This is a genomic window from Pseudanabaena yagii GIHE-NHR1 (assembly GCF_012863495.1).
Taxonomy (GTDB): domain Bacteria; phylum Cyanobacteriota; class Cyanobacteriia; order Pseudanabaenales; family Pseudanabaenaceae; genus Pseudanabaena; species Pseudanabaena yagii.
Genome location: NZ_JAAVJL010000001.1, coordinates 2,630,148 through 2,650,464, shown reverse-complemented (window position 1 = coordinate 2,650,464; position 20,317 = coordinate 2,630,148). Strand labels below are relative to the sequence as shown.

Genomic DNA, 20,317 nt, shown 5'->3' with positions numbered 1-20,317 from the left:
AACGTACTGATACAATGGCAGCCAAAGATTTGAAAACCCGCCTCCATTATTATGACAGGTATTAAGTTTCTAATGATTAGATGGTTAGGTTAAGGAGTACTTTTATGCGTATACCCAAATTTGGCAAATTAATTCTATTTACATTAATTGCCTGTTCTCCTTTTCCTAGTTGGGCACAGACCACCACAATTGATAAAGCTGCTCCGTCATCTGGAACATCTACATCATTCCCAGCGCCCACAAATTCTAACCTGAGACCATTATCAACGGTTAATAATAGTGGTGCGCCTTCCCTAAACGTCAGTGAATCTCAAGATACATTTCGATACACTTTAGGGGCAGGAGACACCATCAAAATCGAAGTATTTAACGTACCAGAGTTATCTGGCAACCAAACAATCGCTCCAGATGGGACTATTAATATTTCTTTAGTAGGCGCGCTCAAATTAGAAGGCTTAAGTTTAGATGAAGCCAATGCCTTGCTGAAGGCAAAATTAAGCCCCTTCTTAGTGCGTAATATTGTTAATGTTTCCCTGCTATCTCCTCGTCCTCTAAATATTGCTGTTGTCGGAGAGGTGAATCGTCCAGGGCCAAGATTCTTAAATTATGTGGGTTCTGGTGCTATCAGTAACAACAGCAGCAGCAGTGGTAGTAGTAACGCGGCAACTTTAACTCGCGCACTTGAGTCAGCCTCAGGAATTACCTCAAGAGCAGATATTAGTAATATTCAGATTTCTCGACGTGATGGAGCATCGGGTCGTCGGATCATCAAAGTTAATCTCCAAAATCTCCTTGAGAAAGGCGATATTAGCCAAGATGTCCGCATCCTTGATGGAGACTCAATTCTAGTTCCACCACTACCTCAAACTAGTACGGCTCAGTCTAGGGTCGTTAGCAATTCCACCTTTTCGCCAGATACCTTTACGATTCAAGTAGCGATCGTCGGTGAAGTTAATCGCGTTGGTCCGCAAACCCTTGTTTATTCACGTAATGGGATTACTTCCACAGGACTCACAGGTGCAACTACTGCGGCTGGCGTTGCATCTAATGGTGGACCTGTTACCCTCAGCCGAGCTTTGCAGGCTGCCAATGGGGTAACTGAAATTGCGGATATTCGTAACGTGCAGATTTCCCGTTTGAATGACAAAGGACAGCGCACAATCGTGAAAGCGAACCTACTTGATCTAATCACTAAAGCTGATCTCAGCCAAGACATAACTCTCACCGATGGTGATCTCATTACTGTGCCGCGACTCGAAAAAACTAATCCAGCCGAATATTTACAGGTTGCGAAAGCCACCTTCTCGCCTACAGTTATTACAGTGCAAGTAATTGGTGAGGCATTTCGTCCAGGGCCTCTACAACTGCGTCCTAATACTTCTTTCACTGAAGCTATTTCCGCAGCAGGAGGACTGACTAACGATGCCGATTGGCGTGCAGTAGAGCTTTATCGAGTAAATCCTGATGGTTCAATTATGCGCCGTAACCTTGTCGCTGATTTAAATCTACCCTTGAGCGAAGAAAATAATCCAGGACTACGCGATCGCGATGTGATTGTAGTACGTCCCTCCTTTGGAGCAAGCATTCTTAGCTCAGCCACCAAATTTCTTGGTAACATCGTTACTCCTTTTTCACTCGTTACTAATCTTTATAGAAGCTTTCAAAACTAAACATGAAAATCCTAGTTACTGGCGGCGCAGGCTTCATTGGGTCGCACTTAGTTGATCGGTTGATGGACGCAGGACATACAGTTGTCTGTGTTGATAACCTTTACACAGGAAGAAAACCCAATAATAGCAAATGGGCAGAACATCCTAATTTTCAATTTATTGAGCATGACATTATCAACCCTATTGATATTGATCATGTTGAGCAAATATATCACCTTGCTTGTCCAGCATCGCCCGTTCATTATCAAGCTGATCCAATTCAAACTGCTAAAACTAACTTTTTAGGTACTCTCAATGTTTTGCAATTAGCTAAACAGTGGAATGCGCGAGTTTTGCTTGCTTCAACTTCTGAGGTGTATGGAGATCCCCTAATCCATCCACAAACCGAAGACTATTGGGGCAATGTCAACTGTACAGGGATTCGGAGTTGTTATGACGAAGGTAAACGAATTTCGGAAACTCTAGCTTTTGATTTCCATCGCCAATTTGGGGTTGAGGTGAGAGTAGCTCGCATCTTCAATACTCATGGAACAAGGATGCTCGAAAACGATGGACGTGTAGTTAGCAACTTTATTGTTCAAGCTCTAAAGGGTATTCCACTGACAATTTATGGAGATGGCTCACAAACTCGGAGTTTCTGCTATGTATCAGATCTCGTGGAGGGATTGATTCGCTTGATGAATGGAAATTACATTGGTCCCGTGAATTTAGGCAATCCTGGTGAATATACAATTTTACAATTGGCTCAAACAATTCAGCGCTTGATCGATCCCACAGCCAACATTGTATTTAAGCCTTTACCTCAGGATGATCCACAGCGTCGTCAGCCTGACATTTCTCGAGCAAAGTTCCATTTAGGCTGGGAACCAACAGTTCCCTTAGAAGAAGGGCTAGCAAAGACGATCGCTTATTTTCGCGATTACTTTGCAGATCACTAGCTATCAATAATAGCTTTCTGCATCTTTCTAGACCAAAAGTTTTGAGAAAAGCATAGAGCCTAATCTATGTGCACTATCTCAAATTCAAATCATCAAAAATTTAAATTAGGTAATCAAAATCTATGCGTGTTTGTGTAATTGGAACTGGTTATGTCGGTTTGGTAACAGGTGCTTGTCTTGCCTACATCGGGCATGATGTTATTTGTGTAGATAATAACGAAGAGAAAGTTAAACTGATGAAGTCGGGGCAATCGCCAATTCATGAGCCAGGACTACCCGAAGTTATCTCAGAATCAATTCGTCAAGGCAAAATTGAATTTACGACTGATATTGCCGCAGGTGTCAATCATGGTGAAGTGTTATTCATTGCTGTGGGTACGCCTTCGTTACCTGATGGGCGTAGCGATATGCGTTATGTTGAAGCAGTTGCTCGCAGTATTGGGGAAAGTTTGACGGAAGGATATCGGGTAATTGTCAATAAATCAACAGTACCGATTGGTTCTGGTGATTGGGTTCGTATGATCGTGCTAGATGGCATGGCAGGCAAGAAAAATATTGATCAAATCCAGTTTGATGTAGTGAGCAATCCCGAGTTTCTAAGAGAAGGTGTAGCGGTTTACGATACGTTTAACCCTGATCGCATTGTGGTTGGTAGTGGCAGTGATCGCGCTCTGCAACTGATGCAGGATCTTTACCAACCAATTATTGATCGCTCCTTTGCTGAGGATAAGACCTTACCGCCAGTACCAGTCGTAGTTACAGATTTAAACTCTGCGGAAATGATTAAGTACGCAGCGAATGCTTTTCTTGCCACGAAGATTAGCTTTGTCAATGAGGTTGCGAATATTTGCGATCGCGTTGGCGCAGATGTGAAGGAAGTTGCAAAAGGAATTGGACTAGATTCGCGCATTGGTTCTAAGTTCTTGCAAGCAGGTATCGGTTGGGGTGGCTCTTGCTTTGGTAAGGATGTCTCCGCCTTAATTTATACTGCTGAAGACTATGGCTATTCCACCGAAATCTTAAAGGCATGTGTGCGCGTAAACGAACTTCAGCGCACCCTTGTCGTAGAGAAGTTACAACAAGCCTTGAAGATCCTCAAGGGTAAAACCATTGGTTTATTAGGAATGACCTTTAAACCCGATACTGATGATATGCGTGATGCTCCCTCTTTGACCTTGATCGATCAATTGAGTCGCTTGGGTGCGCGGGTCAAAGCCTATGATCCTTTGGTTTCACAATCAGGTTTACGCCAAGGTTTTTCTAATGTAATAGTGGAAACAGATCTAGAGCGTCTTGCGGATGGTTGTGATGCAGTGGTATTGGTGACAGATTGGCAAGAGTTTTTGGCGATTGATTATGCCAAGATGTTAACGCTCATGGCACATCCTGTCATCATTGATGCCCGTAACTTCCTTGATGGCAAGGCTCTCGAAGCTTTGGGCTACAAATATATTGGAATTGGACGTTAAGTTACTTATAGAGAGGTGATGCTAAGGCACCACCTCTCTATATCTGGCTGTTATACTAAGACCAATGAAAAGTCAAAAGTGCACAGCCATGTCCAAAAAAGATAAAGATGGTAAGCGCAAGCATTCTCAGAAAGGCACTCCGAAAGATGAGCATCTCTCCTTAATTAATGAATCTAGTGAACTTAATGGTCATGCCATTGAGCAAGAAGATAGTCTCATCCAGCTACCAAAGTTATCGAAGAAAACCTATGAGAAAGAGCTTCAACATTTACAAATAGAACTTGTCAGGCTGCAAGAATGGATTAAGCAAGAAGGCTTAAAAGTGGTGATTCTATTTGAAGGGAGGGATGCTGCTGGTAAGGGAGGCGCAATTAAAAGCATTACCCAATCTCTCAATCCACGTATTTGTCGAGTCGTGGCATTAGGCAAACCTTCCGATCAAGAGCGCACTCAATGGTATTTTCAGCGCTATACTGCGGAATTGCCTGCGGCGGGGGAAATGGTGCTATTCGATCGCAGTTGGTATAATCGAGCTGGTGTTGAACATGTCATGGGCTATTGTACCCATGAGGAATATGTCGAGTTCTTGCGCTCCTGTCCTGAATTTGAGAATATGCTTCAGCGATCGGGAATTATTCTGATTAAGTATTGGTTTTCTGTTAGTGATAACGAACAAGAAAAGCGATTTAGCGATCGCATCAAAGATCCCCGCAAACGTTGGAAGTTCAGCCCAATGGATTTAGAAGCCAGAGCAAGATGGGTAGAGTATTCCAAAGCAAAGGATGATATGTTTAACGCAACGGATACAAAACTATCACCTTGGTATGTTATTGATGGCGACGATAAACGTCGGGCAAGGCTCAATTGCATCAATCATCTATTAGCGAAGATTCCCTATGAGGATGTATTGCCTAAACCTTTTGATTTACCTCCGCTACAAAACAAAATGGTTTATGTGCGCCCGCCAATTTATCTACAGAACTTCATCCCTGATGTGACAGCTCATTTAGAGTGATAGTTGCTTAGTTGCTTTTATATTTCCTTAGGGCGTTGTTGCATAAAAAGGGGAAGAGAAGGTAAATTAGATAAAAATCAGGAGATGGAGTCCCAGCAAATGACACAGAAACATGAGATCCGCAACTGGACAGAGTATAACGCAGGGCTAAAACAAAGAGGAAGCCTGACTTTTTGGATGAGCGAAGAAGTAATTGAAGGATGGTTAAATCAAACATTAAGTGGCAAACGGGGAGCTTCCAAAGATTACAGTGATATAGCAATAGCGACATTTATCACGGTCAAAGCGGTATATCAGCAAGCAGGAAGACAAACGCAAGGACTGTTAGAGTCAATATTTGCCTTGATGGGAATAGATTTACCAGTACCAGACCACAGCACCGTGTCAAGACGGACAGCAAGTTTAAGTGTGACCTTACCAGTAATCCCGAAACAGGGAGCAGTGCATGTAGTAGTTGATTCGACAGGGATCAAAGTATACGGCGAAGGGGAATGGAAAACACGGCAGCATGGAATTAGTAAGAGACGGACATGGCGCAAATTACACCTAGGAGCCGATGAATCAACAGGAGAAATACTGGCTGCGGTCGTCACCACGAATGATTGCCACGATGGAGAAGTACTCGCCGATATTCTCGATGCGATTGATGCTGAAATTGCTCAAGTTTCCGCAGATGGAGCTTATGACCATCGTCATTGTTATGACGAGATTGCCCAACATGGTGCTAAAGCCGTGATTCCTCCGCGCAAAGATGCCAAAATCTGGCAGCATGGCAATACCAATGCTCCACCACATCCGCGTGACCAAAATCTCCGTTATATCCGTAAACATGGGCGTAAAAAATGGAAACGTGACTCAGGTTATCATCGGCGCTCTTTGGCAGAAACTACGATGTTTCGTTTCAAAAAAATCTTTGGTGCTACTTTATGTTCTCGTAAATTTGACAATCAGGCGGTTGAGTTGTTCATCAAATGTGCTGCTCTTAATCGCATGATTCAACTGGCTAAACCTCTCTCCTCTCCTGTTGTTCGTTAATTTTCTAAGATCCTCCATCTTTTGGCTTCTTTTTATTCATGCAACAAAGCCTTTCCTTAGCCCAGTTTAAACGTAAGATGATACTCCAAACCTTATCTAAAATCACCACCTTCGATGAGTTTGTTGATTGGCTCCCTGAAAATTCGGGAGTACGTTATGAATTACACAACGGAAATGTTATTGAAATGGCTCAACCAGTCGGAGACTACGAAGAGGTCAAGCTCTTTTTAGGTGTGGAAATTCCCTTTGAAATCAAACGATTGAGACTACCATACGGAATCCCCAACCAAGTTATCGTCAGACCAGAAGGCAGAGATTCTGGCTATTTCCCAGATATATTAGTGGTCAATCGGGCTAATCTACCTAACGAAAAGCGCTGGAAAAAAGAATCGATTCTTAGTTCGGGTGCATCGATTCCTTTAATCATTGAAATTGTTTCAACCAATTGGCGTGATGATTATCATCTAAAATTTGCAGATTATGAAGAAATGGGAATTCCAGAATATTGGATTATCGATTATGCTGCTCTGGGAGGACGAAATTTTATTGGCAATCCGAAACAACCGACAATATCGATTTGTAGTTTGGTGGATGGAGAGTATCAGATCAATAAGTTTCAAGATAGCGATCACCTGATCTCTCAAAACTTCCCAGAACTAAACCTAACTGCTAATCAAATTTTTCAGGCTGGCATAATCTGATTTTAGTTTTTTTAAAAGTGCGATCGCCTATACAAGAGCCTCGATTACCTGCTTAGCATGAGCAGTCCAACCAATGATGCCACCTTGGGCACGGAGCATTTCAATAGTTGAAGATTTGAATTCGGGGAAATAGCTGGCGGTTCCATCTTCGATTAATAGACATTCATAGCCGCGATCATTAGCTTCACGCATAGTAGTTTGTACACAGACTTCAGTAGTAACACCTGTAAAGAGAAGATGCGTAATATTTTCTTTTTGCAAAATCTCTTCCAAATTAGTGCGACAAAAAGCTCCTTTCCCCGGCTTCACAATCACAATTTCATTCTCTAAGGGTGTAAGTTCAGGAATAATATTATTACCATCTTCACCGACGATTAAGATTCTGCCCATAGAGCCTTTGTCACCGATTTTGAGTTCTCCTTTACCGCGATTGAGCTTGGAAGGAGGGCAATCAGATAGATCAGCAGCATGAGCTTCGATGGTGTGAATGACTGGGAAATTTAGAGATCGGAAGGTCTCTAATAGTTTTTTGACAGTTGGGACGATACTCTGCAATTGCGTCACATCATTCCCTAACGCATCACCAAAGCCACCATGCTCTAGGAAATCCCTTTGCATATCAATAATGACAAGGGCTACTTTACTCTCAGTTGGTAATTCATAATCGTAGGGTTGAGCAGCGATCGCAGACATAATTTTCTCCTAATAGATTTTTTACGTGTGGCTCTTAATCTGAAAATTCAAAGTTATTCGCTAATAATTACAGGCTTTTCCCAAACAATTAAGACTACACAGCCTTCTTCGCTAGAGACTTGGTGACTCGTATTGGGAGCATTAATGATTACAGAACCCTTAGAATATTTGCCATTAGCATCGGATTGTGAACCTGATAGCACAAATATATGCTCGTATCCTGAATGGGAATGGTGGGGAACTTTCGCACCTGCCTCATAGCGTAGTAAAGCGGCACTAGCTCCCATATCATCTTTATATAAAGGATAAATTTCAACTCCTTTGCGAAATGGTTCCCAAGGTAAATCATCGTAATGGTCACGAGTAAGCAGTTCAGGAAATACCCGAACTTGTTGATTAATAATCATCGTTTTTTATAGTTATTTTTACGGGTGCGAAGTTCCCGCAAAAAAGTGGATTAATGTCCCGCCATTTTCTGACCGATCTCGGCAAGATCAGCACTAGCACTGGTGCTTTCATAGACAAACTTACCATCGCTCATCACTAAAACGCGATCGCTCAGGGTTAAAATCTCATCGAGATCTTCACTAACCAGTAGCACAGCAACACCACGATTACGAGCTTCCACAATTTGATTGTGAATATACTCGACAGCCGCAAAATCTAGACCAAAGACAGGATTTGCGACGATGAGAAGCTTGATTTGTTCTGCGGAAAGTTCTCTAGCAAGAACCGTACGTTGAACATTTCCACCTGAGAGATTACCTACAGGTGTCTCTGGTGAAGGAGTTTTAATCGAGAAAATTTTGATCAAATTCTTGGCAGTTTCGCGAATTGCCTTGAATAGTAGCAGAACCCCACCTTTGGCTTGAGGTGGACGATCAAAGGTGCGTAACGCCAAATTTTCGGCAACGCTCATATGGGGAACACAGGCATTGCGTAGAGGCTCTTCAGGCAGTGAAAATACTTGATGGCTATACATTTCCTTGCGGGTTGCATAGTAGCGATCGCCATTGACAAAAACTTCGCCAGATGTGGGAGTTCTTTGTCCAGACAGGACTTCCACAAATTCGCGTTGTCCATTACCTGAGACACCTGCAATTCCGACGATTTCACCACTCTTGATTTGTAAATCTACACCTGCGACAGCTTCTAGACCATTATCTTTGTCCGCATGGATATTACGCACATCAAGAACGATATTTTCAGCAGTAACCTCGGTCTTGGCAACTTGACGCGCTTCTTTAGCTTCTCCGAGCATCATCGCCGCCATATCCGCAACTGATAACTCTTTGGTGGAACCAGTACCTGCAAATTTACCCTTACGCAGAACGGTAACATCATCTGCAAAAGCCGTAATCTCACGGAATTTGTGACTGATCATCAATACGCTCAAACGTCCTGCGGTTACTTCTTCACGCAAAAGTCCGAGTACTTCATCAGCTTCCTGAGGCGTTAACACAGAAGTTGGTTCATCCAGAATGAGAATCCGACTCTTGAGATAAAGTTGTTTGAGAATTTCTAATTTCTGCTTTTGTCCAGCCGCTAGCTGGGAAATGGGCGTATTTAAATCAATTTTGAAAGGAGCGGATGACATGAAGGCATCTAGCTTTTCGTATTCATCTTTCCAATTAATGATAGTCGGGGTGTCAGGTCTCACCAGCAAAAGGTTTTCAGCAACAGTCATGGCTGGTACAACTGTGAAATGCTGATACACCATACCAATGCCATAACCATAGGCATCACGGGGACTGTTGATATCACGCGATCGCTTATTAATCAAAATATCACCGTGGGTCGCCGCATGAAATCCCATGATGCATTTGACCAAAGTACTTTTACCTGCACCATTTTCACCAAGTAGTGCGTGAAAAGTTCCGGGGGCAAGTTTTAGCGATACATTATCTACTGCGGTAAAAGAGCCAAATTTCTTGGAAATATTTACTAGCTCTAGTTCTGGAGGTAGATGCGATCGCAAAGCGTCAGCCGAAACACTAGATGGAATAGTCACGGGTGGAATCGACTCTTTCATAGATTCTTCTACAACCAGATTATCAGTAAGATCGCTTTCAAGATCATCAGGCATCGGTTTTTCCATAGCGGCGCATACTTAGCACATTTTTTTAATTCAACTAGAAATTTTGTTTAATTGCTGTAGTTAATGCTTCAGAATCACTAACTGCACCAAAGACACCACCCTGCATTTCGATCATTTTTAGAGCTGCTAGATGATTTCCATAATCAGTTGCCCCAGTACAATCCGATAGCAGAAGGCATTCATAGCCGCGATCATTGGCATCCCGCATAGTCGTATGTACGCACACATCGGTGGTAATGCCAGACAAAATAATATTTTGAATACCTTTGCGTTTTAACAGCAAATCAAGATCGGTGGCATAAAACGAGCCTTTCCCTGGTTTATCAATAATTGGCTCATCGGGCAGTGGGTAAAGCTCAGGAATAATGTCCCACCCTGCTTCGCCCCGCACTAAAATCTTGCCACATGGTCCCTCATCCCCAATTCCTGCACCAATCCTTTGCGATCGCCAGCGCTTGTTTTCTGGCAAATCCGATAAATCGGGGCGATGACCTTCACGGGTATGAATAATATGAAAGCCTTTTTCCCGAAATAGGGTCAAAACTTTTTTGATTGGCTCAATGGGTGCTCTGGTTAACGATAGGTCATAACCCATCTTGTCTACATAACCACCAATACCGCAAAAGTCAGTCTGCATATCAATGATGATCAGTACGGTATTGTCTGGTCGGAGATCGCCATTATAAGGATAGGGATAGGGAGTTGCGTTAACGTACATAAATAATTTATGAACTTTTTAAATAATTAGTACCAAGAATTACTTATAGTAGTGAATGTGTTTCTCCGCCTTCGGCGGAGAAACACATCTGAAAAGCACTTTTAGTAATTCTTGGTGCTAATTATTACGGATATAGCTAAACGGGACTGTTACTCAGAAACTTATCGCAGTACCTTGCCCACTGGCATATATTCCTCAACGAGATTACGCTGGCTAACCCGATCGCCTTCTGCTAACAAGCGATCGCCTGCTTCCTTAAGAGTTCTGAGATCAAAACTTGGGGGACGAAATTCTGGTAAAGCTTCGGTGCTATTGACTAGACGTAGTGATAGACGATCTAAACCAATTTGATAGACAAACTTGCGTACCTGCTCATCATAGAGACTCGATCGCAATGAACCAAAGAAATCAATCGAGCGATCGGGATACATATCGACAAGACGCTCAATTTCCCACTGCGGAATATTATCTGGGGCGAAAATACCACTAACAATACCAATGCGATCGCTGCGATCGGGCTTCCAATAAAACTTTTCCATGCGACCATCACGTACCAAAGGCGCATACAAAGTCGAAAAATCATTCCCCGTTACAATAATCGGCACACGCCTGATCGGATTGCTGTCATAGCTCCCCGGAAGCTGCACATTGGTTGGATTGTCCGCAATATTCATTAATGTCGCATTAACTAATTGCGTATTCACCGTATATTGCGTTGTGCTATCGACCCGTCCCGCCCCCGCATCAATGTCATTAATCAAGAGTGCACACATTTTCCCCCGCACCTTGACCAACTCCGCCGCCTCACGATAGCGCATTCTGATCAATCTTGCAGGATCACCCGCATCAGGGCTTTCTAACTCACCACCAGACATTCTGATCGGATCGATCCCTAGTTTCTGAAAAGCTAATTCACATTGAAAAGACTTACCTTCACCTTTGCCACCATGAATACCCAAAATTAGAGGCACTGTCACATTAGGCAGTTTCATAAAGTTTTTAGCCAAATGGACAGCAAGTTTATCCAAAAATCGGGGCGAAATGTAATAAGACATACAGATTAATTTAGGCGACTAATAGCAATTTACCTTACAGTGCTACCTAATAAAAATCTAAAAGGTGGGAAACGGAACTTTTTAGAAGTAAATAAAAAAGCCCGCTTAGGCGGGCTTTTTTATTTACTTCTTATCCTTAGAAGGAACCTTTGGTGGTTCGCGGAAGAAGATTGCAAAGAAGAATAAACCAATCAAACAAGCGAAAATAAAAGTATAGGTTAGAGCTTCCATTGGATCTTATGCCTCTTTAACACGAGTAGATTTGTCGCCAACTTTTTGGAATGCGCCCCACTCAACTTGCTCTTCGCTGAGTTCTGGGTCAACACCAGCAAACACATCGCGGAACAAGGTACGAGCACCGTGCCAAATGTGACCGAAGAAGAAGAACAATGCAAATACTGCATGACCAAAGGTAAACCAACCACGAGGGCTAGTACGGAATACACCGTCAGAATTATTCTTTTCTTGATCGAATTCAAAGATTTCGCCTAGCTGGGCTTGACGAGCATACTTCTTAACGCTTGGCGCATCGGTGAAGGTTTTGCCATTTAACTGACCACCAACGAAGGAGACGGTTACGCCAGTTTGCTCAACGCTGTACTTAGATTCAGCACGACGGAAAGGAATGTCAGCTCTGACAACACCATCTTGGTCTTGGAGAACTACAGGGAAGGTTTCAAAGAAGTTAGGCAAACGACGAACACTGAGTTCACGCCCTTCTTTATCCTTGAAAATAGGATGTCCTTGCCAGCTTTGGGCAATACCATCACCATTATTCATTGGACCAACGCGGAACAAACCACCTTTAGCAGGGCTGTTACCAACGTAGTCATAGAAAGCAAGTTTGTCAGAAATAGTTGACCAAGCTTCTTGCTCACTCAAGCCAGAGTTAATACCAGCTTGGACGCGGCGAGAGATTTCTTGTTGAAACGCGTTAGTATCCCACTGATAGCGGGTTGGTCCATATAGCTCGATAGGAGTAGCTGCGGAGCCATACCACATGGTTCCAGCAACAACGAATGCGGCAAAGAATACAGCCGCAATGCTGCTAGATAGTACGGTTTCGATGTTACCCATACGCAGCGCTTTGTAAAGACGCTCGGGTGGACGGACGGTCAAGTGGAATAGACCCGCAATGATGCCAACGATACCAGCGGCAATGTGGTGAGCAGCAATACCACCAGCATTGAAGGGGTTAAATCCATTAGGTCCCCATTCAGGAGCAACGGGAGCAACATGACCATTCAAGCCATAGGCATCGGATACCCAGATTCCAGGACCAAATAGCCCTGTTACGTGAAATGCACCGAAGCCAAAGCAGAGTAAACCAGACAAGAAGAGGTGAATACCGAACATTTTAGGCAAGTCCAAAGCAGGCTCACCTGTGCGAGGATCTCTGAATAGTTCGAGATCCCAGTTTACCCAATGCCAAATAGCAGCTAGGAAGAGTAAACCAGAGAGGACGATGTGTGCAAGTGCAACACCTTCAAAAGACCAGAAGCCGGGGTCAGCCGTTGAGCCACCTGTGATTGTCCAGCCGCCCCAAGAATTGGTAATACCAATACGAGCCATGAAAGGCATGACAAACATACCTTGCCGCCACATGGGGTTGAGGACGGGGTCACTGGGGTCAAAAATTGCTAGCTCGTAAAGTGCCATCGAGCCTGCCCACCCTGCTACAAGAGCAGTGTGCATCAGGTGCGTGGCAATCAGTCTTCCTGGATCGTTCAGGAGAACTGTATGCACTCGATACCAGGGTAATCCCATTGCAAATGTTCCTTAATCTATGTAGTGAATAAGATCTTAACGATTCTTAATTTTAATTTATGATAATTGATCCTGACTTAGGCGATTACTCAAATACTTAAAAGTAATTTAAGCAAATACCTCGATCAGGAAGGTGAAGTCAGTTTGGTTATTTTATTCGTAACACAATAATAAACTATTCCTTCCGATTGATTGCTCGATCACTATATTAAAAATCAGCAAAATTCCAATTTGCGCTGCATCAATATTGGATTTAGGGGCGATAAATGCGTTTTGGTAGGTGCGATCGCGATATTTCGATCGCTAAATCAACGGTTGGATAGGCTCTATTTATATGATCACTATTGATCGGATTTATTGGATCACCTAAAAGGGGATCGCTTGTTGCATGGGTTCCCAGCAGTCGGGGCAAAAACAGTTCAGGATGTAGCGCTTTCCAGAAATATTCGACAAATTGGGTGATTTCGCGATCGCTCATGCCTGTTTTTCCAGATGCAATTAATTTATGTTCGGCTTCTAGTCGCCATTGCAAGCTGTATTGGTAGTCTTCAGGGACAAGCACAATTAAGCTGTCGAGATAATCCCAAAGGGGCAGGTAGTTATATAGGTTGGCGTTGCATTCAAGGGCAAATTCGCGATCGCTTTCCGACAAGATGGGGGGGATAAAGTTGCGAAATGCTGAAATTGGCAGGGGGCGTATCCCCACAAACCAGCCTTCAAATAAGACAATATCTGCACCATAGGAAATTTCAGGATCAATGCGATCGCCTGCACCATTGTGCAAAGACTTGTCAAAACGGGGGATCGCGATTGGTTGAAGCTGCTCTGGATTACGATCGCGTAATTGTTGCAAAACCTGAAGCCCTAGATCCACATCATGGGTATTAGGGGGACCACGCCAAATTAGATCGGGACGACGCTCTCGTAACTTTTGGCGATCGGCATAGGTTTTGTATAAATCATCAAGGGAAATGCTTAAAAAAGTTTTGCCGAGATGCTTTAACAAAATATTTAAGATTATTCCTAAGGTTGTTTTACCTGTCCCTTGCCCCCCCAGTAAACCTTGAATCAATGGTCTACCTAATTTTTGTTGTTGATCGGCAAGTTTTTGAGCAAGAGGAATCCAGTAATACCACAAAAGAGTAAATACATCTGAAGGATGATCTAATTGGATATTTTGCTTTGTGATAACTTGTGAAATTTCTGAGCAAGCTAGCTGTAATAGATACGATCGCTGGTGAATAATCGCGTCAATTTCACCCACCTCTAAAGCACACAAATCTTTGCTGTCTAAGAATTGCAGGCGATTATTGGTTGCCAGTAAATCTTGTTTGAGTAAATTTTCATCCTGCTCAGATAGGCAATCGCCATACCCGATCAGTTCAATAATTCTTATAAGTTGATTTTCAATCATTCCCTTACCCAATCAGGCATCTGCATGATTTACGACTTAATACGGCTATACAGATTACAAATTTACAAAAATTAAGCTGTTAATTAACAATTATTTAACATAGAATATTATCGTGAGTAATTATACGCAGGCTCCTCCACAAAAACTACATATAATTACTGACATCAAACACTAGTTAGATACATTACTAAACAGAAAAAATTACGACTATGAATTTGAAAGCTCTTTTGATCGTTGCAAGCCTTGGCTTATCTGCTGGTCTAGTTTCTTGTGCTTCTGAAACTCCTGCTCCTACCTCTACCCCAGCAGCTACATCTGCTCCTACTGCAAAGCCCGCAGCAACAACTCCTGCTGCTGATGCTACCAAGGACAAGGCTAAGGATGCTAAGCCTGCTGATGCTACCAAGACCGATGCTAAGGATGCTAAGCCTGCTGATGCTACCAAGACCGATGCTAAGCCTGCTGCTGATAAGGATAAGGCTGATGCAACTAAGACTGACGCTACCAAGACCGATGCTAAGCCTGCTGATGCTACCAAGTCTGACGCTAAGCCTGCTGATGCTACCAAGACCGATGCTAAGCCTGCTGACGCTACCAAAAAGCCTCAATAGTTTTTAGTTCATTTAGTGAAATTAAATGAAAAAGGGCGCTTCGCGCCCTTTTTCATGTTTTATGGATTTATTAAAGTAGCAAGGAATATCTATGCGATCGCCTGTTATGCCAAAGCAAGCCTTACCTACCAAAGTCTTTCATTGGGTAAGTTTAGTGAGTTTGTTTCTGATGATGACTAGCGGTTTACAGATTTACAATGCCAATCCTGTCTTTGGTGGGCGGAGTGGTCTTCACATGCCACCTATTTTTGGATTAGGGGGATGGCTTGCAGGGGGTAGACATTGGCATTTTGCAATGATGTGGATCTTTGTGCTGAATTTATTGTGGTATGGCATTTATATTTTGCTGACGCGCCGTTGGCAACATCGCTATGTCAGTGGCAAAGATGTCAAGGCGCTACTGGTTAGTCAAAATGTCAAACGCAAAAACTATGCTTGGCATCGGGTGGTTTATACCTTGCTCATCCCCATTTTATTGCTGTCGATCTTTACGGGTGTGGGCATGTATAAGCCTGCTCAGTTTTATTGGATTGTTGATAGTTTTGGTGGGTGGGACGCTTTGCGAATTACACACTTTATGGCAGTGCCTAGCACATTGATTTTAGGATTCCTGCATTCACAGTTGGGGCGCAAGGTCGGTGGAGATCGCTTATTGGATTCGATGTTTTGGAGGAATAACTAATGACCCAAGAACCTGAACAAAAATCCCCTAACACCGAATTAGAGATTGATGATGGTACTGACACTATCCCTCGTCGCCGCTTTTTGAATTTAGCAGGTGCGGGTTTACTCACCATTGGATTTGGCAGCCTCGCAGAAGGTGTCGTGGGCGGAATATCAGAGCCACTCAATCAACAGGTTGAGTCATTAATCTTTCAGCCACAGCAACCAATACCAGAGTTTCCTATTACAGCGATCGAGCCAGATAAGTTAATTGTTAATAGTTTTCGGGGTACGCCAACAATTAATTCTGATGCTTATCGGCTCATTATTGATGGTGAAGTCAATAATCCGCTTAGCTTGAGTATGAGCGATTTGCAGAAATTGCCATTGACCTCAATGGTGATTCGCCATGTATGTGTCGAAGGATGGGCAGCGATCGTGCAGTGGGGTGGCGTAAGGTTGCGAGATCTCTTAGCGATCGCGAAGCCATTGCCCCAATCGAAATATGTCTATTTTTATTCGGCAGATGGCTACTACGAAAGTTGGGATCTTGACTCAGTACTACATCCTCAAACCTTGATGGCATATCAAAAAAATGGACAGCCCCTAGCACCCGAAAATGGTGCACCGTTACGTCTGGCTTCTCCCGTAAAGCTTGGCTATAAGCTCAGTAAATGGGTAACGCGAATCCAGCTTACGAGTGAGCTAGGCGAAAAACGTGGCTATTGGGAAGATTTGGGCTATGAATGGTATGCAGGCTTGTAAACACAAATACACCAAATAAAATGATGTGCGATGCACATCATTTTATTTATATTAACTTTTATTACGAGTTTCATGATATATTCAGCCTACAGCGCTATGCGTAGAGTTAGGTAACATCCATGCGTTTAATCTTCACAACCAATTTCAATAAATTTCAATCTATCAATGCGACTCAAGCGTGGTCACTGTTCTTAACGGGCTGTAAAAAAGATGATTCTCTTGGTAAAAATCCAATGATTGGCAAATATTTAACGGTAGCTATTTTGGGTGCAATCATTGCCCAAATATTAGAAGCGATTTTAACGGTTTCCTAAAAGTGGATATTGCGAAGTATACACAAAGAGAGGCGGTGCTAAGCACCGCCTCTCTTTGTACAAGCATAGATTTAGACAGCTTCTAAATCCTTTTCGCCAGTACGGATTCGGATAATTCGCTCTACAGGAGATACGAAAATCTTACCATCGCCAATTTCGCCAGTACGGGCAGCAGTAATAACTTTATCTACTACCATATCAACTTGGTCATCTTCTACAACGATCTCAATCTTGAGCTTTTGTAGAAATTCAACCGTGTACTCAGAGCCACGATAGCGCTCTGTTTGTCCTTTTTGACGACCAAAACCACGTACTTCTGATACGGTCATACCGACTACGCCAGCATTTACCAGAGCAATTTTGACTTCGTCAAGCTTGAATGGACGAATGATTGCTTCAACCTTTTTCAAATTAACTCCTCCACTGATTCTTGAACTTTAATACACTTGAATCGATATCCAAATTTGTAGCCTAGCATACTATTCTGAATAGTCTCTGAATTGTCGTCAGGATTGACGTTGCCACAGCCACCAACGAATTGCCAATTTCTCCAATTCTATCCAAACAAACATTAGGGCACTAAAACCGAAGCAAACTGCTAATTCGGTTGAGGTGATGAGATATGTACCAAAGAAAATACGGAATGGTTCTACATAGATTAGTACCAATTGCAAAACTGTAGTCATAATCACAGATCCCCATACATAGGGATTGGTCATGGGATTAAGCTCTATCGTGAGTTGGGTATTGGAGCGAATGGCGATCGCATGTCCCATTTGGGCAATACAAAGGGTTGTAAATACCATTGTTTCCCATCGGTTAGCCGAGTAAACATTGTCAAAATGGGTGGTGGTATAGCCATGCGCCCAGACCATTAGGGAAATTGTGATAATCGCTAGGACAATCCCAATTCTCACCATATATGATCCCATGCCTCTGGCAAAAATGTTTTCACGGGGATCAACAGGTGGACGTTTCATGACATTTGGTTCGGCGGGTTCAACTGCGAGAGCAAGCGCAGGTAAACCGTCAGTTACTAAATTCATCCACAAAATTTGCAGAGGAATTAAGGGAACCGAGAAATTTAGAATTGGCGCGATCGCAATCGTAATTACTTCACCAATATTACTGCCAAGAATATATTTGATAAAGCGCCTAATATTCGTATAAACGACACGTCCTTCTTCAGTAGCGGCGACAATCGTGGCGAAGTTGTCATCCAAGAGGATCATGTCACTGGCTTCTTTAGATACGTCCGTACCTGTAATGCCCATAGCAATTCCGATATCAGCTTGTTTAAGAGCAGGAGCATCATTGACTCCATCTCCCGTCATGGCAACAAAATTATGCTGCTTTTGTAAGGCTTGGACAATCCGCAATTTATGCTCAGGAGAGACACGGGCATAGACGCTGACCTGATTAACCTGCTGCTCTAGCTCAGATTGACTCATTAGTTCTAGTTCTTTGCCAGTGATCACTTGATCGCCTTTAAAAGCAATACCCAAATCTTCAGCGATCGCTTTAGCAGTGAGTTGATGATCGCCCGTAATCATGACAGGACGAATCCCAGCTTCACGGCAGCGCTTCACAGCTTCACGAACTTCTGGACGTGGGGCATCAAGCATTCCTACTAATCCCACCCAGACTAAATTACTTTCATCTTTTTCGGTAATGCCACCTGCGGGTAATTCGGGTAAAGTGCGATAGGCAAAACCGAGGACGCGCAACCCACGACTAGCAAGCTCATTATTTTGAGCAAGTACATGTTGACGTTGAAAATCAGCGATCGCATGAATCTGATCGCCAATTTGAATATGGGTACAACATTCTAAGGTTAATTCTGGAGAGCCTTTGCAAAAAAGCACATTGCCGCCATGTTCACCCTGCACCAATACACTCATGCGCTTGCGCTCAGAGGAGAAGGGAACTTCAAATACACGGGGCATCCGATGCTGCCATTCTGAGAAATCACATCCACCTTTACTAGCCAGTACTAGCAATGCACCTTCGGTAGGGTCGCCGATGATAATCCATTCACCATCTTTTTGTTGCAGAATTGAATCATTACAGAAGACGCAAGCCATTAATAACTGCTGAACTTCAGGAATATTGTTAACGGTTAGATGTGAATCCTCTGGAGGGTTTCCTAGTATCGTAAATTCACCAGTTGGCACATATCCATCACCTGAGACTTGGAGAGAATGCTGTCCTGTACGGATACCCTGTACCACCATTTTATTCTGGGTGAGAGTTCCCGTTTTATCAGAACAAATGGTGGTGACGGAGCCAAGGGTCTCAACCGCAGGCAAGCGTCGGATCAGGGCATTTCTCCTGACCATGCGTTGAGTACCTAAGGCGAGAGTAACTGTAACTACTGCAGGCAAACCTTCAGGCACGACAGCCACTGCCATACTGAGAGAGGTTTTGAGCAGATCGCCAAAGTTACCTTTGTTAAGTAAACCGATTCCTACAACTATGGCTACCAAGATTAAGGAACCCGTAACCAAGACATTCCCCAATTGCGACATCCTTTGTTGTAGAGGAGTGTCTTCAGTTTCTACATCTTGAATGAGGGAGGCGATTTTGCCTAATTCGGTCTGCATCCCTGTCTTGGTAACTAAGACCTTGGCGCGTCCCTGTACTACTTCAGTGCCTTGATAAACGCAGTTTAAGCGATCGCCTAAACTAGCATCTGCTTCCAAAATTAAATGGGCTTCCTTATTTACAGCCTCTGCTTCACCTGTAAGAGCTGATTCGCGTACTTGGAGATTTTGTTCTTCGAGCAGTCTCCCATCAGCCGCAACTTGGACACCTGCCTCTAGTAGCATGATGTCCCCCGGAACTAGCTCTTTGCCACTAATTTCTAGGATTTCGCCATTGCGAATGACCCTGACTTTTGGCGAAGAAAGACGCTTGAGAGCAGCCAGTGCTTTCTCAGCATTCATCTCCTGCATATAGCCCAAAATGCCATTGAGCACAACAATGGAAGAAATGGCGACTGCATCCTTCGGAAATTCTTTGGCTTGAATATCGAGGACGGCTGAGACCACAGCAACTGCCATGAGCATCAGTAACATGATGTTTGTAAACTGATCAATGAAAATTTGCAGAGGCGATCGCCCAGCTTTTTCGGTTAGTTCATTTGTGCCATAGCGTTCAATTCTGACTGCAACTTCTTTACTAGTGATCCCTTGTTCGGGATCACTTTGTAGTTTATTAAGCGCTTCATCAACCCCAAGGGTATGCCAATAGGCAGGAGCAGCGACAGGAGCGGGTGTCTCTATTGCCATAGATATTTACGGATAAACGGTTATGAACATAGTACTAAAAAATAGTACTGACTGGTTTAAAAGTTGACTAATCGTGATAACCCAAGAGATGAGTGCGCTGC

At 43.3% G+C, this 20,317-nt stretch carries 19 protein-coding genes and 1 pseudogene; 10 read left to right on the top strand and 10 right to left on the bottom strand.

The features are described 5' to 3' along the window. The first annotated feature begins 104 nt into the window (after positions 1–104). The 6 genes from HC246_RS12110 to HC246_RS12085 all read left to right on the top strand — a co-directional run bounded on the left by HC246_RS12110 (position 105) and on the right by HC246_RS12085 (position 6,828). The gene (locus HC246_RS12110; RefSeq protein ID WP_169363605.1) at positions 105–1,670 is read left to right on the top strand and encodes a polysaccharide biosynthesis/export family protein; all 1,566 of its coding nucleotides are present in this window, start codon (positions 105–107) and stop codon (positions 1,668–1,670) included. A 2-nt stretch (positions 1,671–1,672) separates the two neighbouring features. After that, entirely contained in the window at positions 1,673–2,608 is a 936-nt protein-coding gene (locus tag HC246_RS12105; protein ID WP_169363604.1) for a UDP-glucuronic acid decarboxylase family protein, read from the top strand. 122 nt (positions 2,609–2,730) lie between these two features. Next, positions 2,731–4,077, top strand: a complete 1,347-nt coding sequence (locus HC246_RS12100; protein WP_169363603.1) for a UDP-glucose dehydrogenase family protein — start codon at positions 2,731–2,733, stop codon at positions 4,075–4,077. A gap of 64 nt (positions 4,078–4,141) precedes the next feature. Next, the gene (gene ppk2, locus HC246_RS12095; RefSeq protein ID WP_211167692.1) at positions 4,142–5,092 is read left to right on the top strand and encodes a polyphosphate kinase 2; all 951 of its coding nucleotides are present in this window, start codon (positions 4,142–4,144) and stop codon (positions 5,090–5,092) included. Between the two features lie 99 nt (positions 5,093–5,191). Further along, entirely contained in the window at positions 5,192–6,127 is a 936-nt protein-coding gene (locus tag HC246_RS12090; RefSeq protein WP_169364403.1) for an IS5 family transposase, read from the top strand. Between the two features lie 80 nt (positions 6,128–6,207). After that, positions 6,208–6,828: a Uma2 family endonuclease gene (locus tag HC246_RS12085; RefSeq protein WP_169364573.1), complete on the top strand. Its 621-nt coding sequence runs from the start codon at positions 6,208–6,210 to the stop codon at positions 6,826–6,828. Positions 6,829–6,855: 27 nt separating this feature from the next. Here the strand turns inward: HC246_RS12085 and HC246_RS12080 are convergent, their stop codons facing one another. The 8 genes and pseudogenes from HC246_RS12080 to HC246_RS12045 all read right to left on the bottom strand — a co-directional run bounded on the left by HC246_RS12080 (position 6,856) and on the right by HC246_RS12045 (position 14,573). After that, entirely contained in the window at positions 6,856–7,521 is a 666-nt protein-coding gene (locus HC246_RS12080; RefSeq protein ID WP_169363602.1) for a cysteine hydrolase family protein, read from the bottom strand. A 53-nt stretch (positions 7,522–7,574) separates the two neighbouring features. Then, entirely contained in the window at positions 7,575–7,928 is a 354-nt protein-coding gene (locus HC246_RS12075; protein ID WP_169363601.1) for a cupin domain-containing protein, read from the bottom strand. A gap of 50 nt (positions 7,929–7,978) precedes the next feature. Continuing rightward, positions 7,979–9,553 (bottom strand): ABC transporter ATP-binding protein, encoded by a 1,575-nt coding sequence (locus HC246_RS12070; RefSeq protein ID WP_211167803.1) that lies wholly within the window; start codon positions 9,551–9,553, stop codon positions 7,979–7,981. 100 nt (positions 9,554–9,653) lie between these two features. Continuing rightward, complete coding sequence (biuH, locus tag HC246_RS12065; protein ID WP_126389215.1) at positions 9,654–10,337, bottom strand: biuret amidohydrolase; 684 nt, start codon at positions 10,335–10,337, stop codon at positions 9,654–9,656. A 188-nt stretch (positions 10,338–10,525) separates the two neighbouring features. Next, positions 10,526–11,392 (bottom strand): annotated as a pseudogene (locus HC246_RS12060) (AAA family ATPase); the annotation flags it as partial. A gap of 123 nt (positions 11,393–11,515) precedes the next feature. Further along, the gene (locus tag HC246_RS12055; RefSeq protein ID WP_071590185.1) at positions 11,516–11,623 is read right to left on the bottom strand and encodes a photosystem II reaction center protein T; all 108 of its coding nucleotides are present in this window, start codon (positions 11,621–11,623) and stop codon (positions 11,516–11,518) included. A 6-nt stretch (positions 11,624–11,629) separates the two neighbouring features. Further along, positions 11,630–13,159, bottom strand: coding sequence for a photosystem II chlorophyll-binding protein CP47 (gene psbB, locus HC246_RS12050; protein WP_169363599.1), 1,530 nt, complete (start codon positions 13,157–13,159; stop codon positions 11,630–11,632). A gap of 253 nt (positions 13,160–13,412) precedes the next feature. Beyond that, positions 13,413–14,573, bottom strand: coding sequence for a glycerate kinase (locus tag HC246_RS12045; RefSeq protein ID WP_169363598.1), 1,161 nt, complete (start codon positions 14,571–14,573; stop codon positions 13,413–13,415). 209 nt (positions 14,574–14,782) lie between these two features. Between HC246_RS12045 and HC246_RS12040 the strand changes: the two genes are divergently transcribed. The 4 genes from HC246_RS12040 (at position 14,783) to HC246_RS12025 (ending at position 16,926) form a co-directional block, all read left to right on the top strand. Beyond that, complete coding sequence (locus HC246_RS12040) at positions 14,783–15,184, top strand: hypothetical protein (RefSeq protein WP_169363597.1); 402 nt, start codon at positions 14,783–14,785, stop codon at positions 15,182–15,184. A gap of 91 nt (positions 15,185–15,275) precedes the next feature. Continuing rightward, positions 15,276–15,866, top strand: coding sequence for a cytochrome b/b6 domain-containing protein (locus HC246_RS12035; RefSeq protein WP_169363596.1), 591 nt, complete (start codon positions 15,276–15,278; stop codon positions 15,864–15,866). Then, the gene (locus HC246_RS12030) at positions 15,866–16,612 is read left to right on the top strand and encodes a molybdopterin-dependent oxidoreductase (protein WP_169363595.1); all 747 of its coding nucleotides are present in this window, start codon (positions 15,866–15,868) and stop codon (positions 16,610–16,612) included. The genes HC246_RS12035 and HC246_RS12030 overlap by 1 nt, the downstream gene beginning before the upstream one ends. Positions 16,613–16,731: 119 nt before the next feature. Next, entirely contained in the window at positions 16,732–16,926 is a 195-nt protein-coding gene (locus HC246_RS12025; protein ID WP_169363594.1) for a hypothetical protein, read from the top strand. A gap of 71 nt (positions 16,927–16,997) precedes the next feature. Here the strand turns inward: HC246_RS12025 and HC246_RS12020 are convergent, their stop codons facing one another. Together HC246_RS12020 and HC246_RS12015 are read right to left on the bottom strand one after the other, a co-directional pair. Beyond that, entirely contained in the window at positions 16,998–17,336 is a 339-nt protein-coding gene (locus tag HC246_RS12020; protein WP_009627341.1) for a P-II family nitrogen regulator, read from the bottom strand. 96 nt (positions 17,337–17,432) lie between these two features. Continuing rightward, entirely contained in the window at positions 17,433–20,216 is a 2,784-nt protein-coding gene (locus tag HC246_RS12015) for a cation-translocating P-type ATPase (protein WP_169363593.1), read from the bottom strand. Positions 20,217–20,317 lie beyond the last annotated feature (101 nt).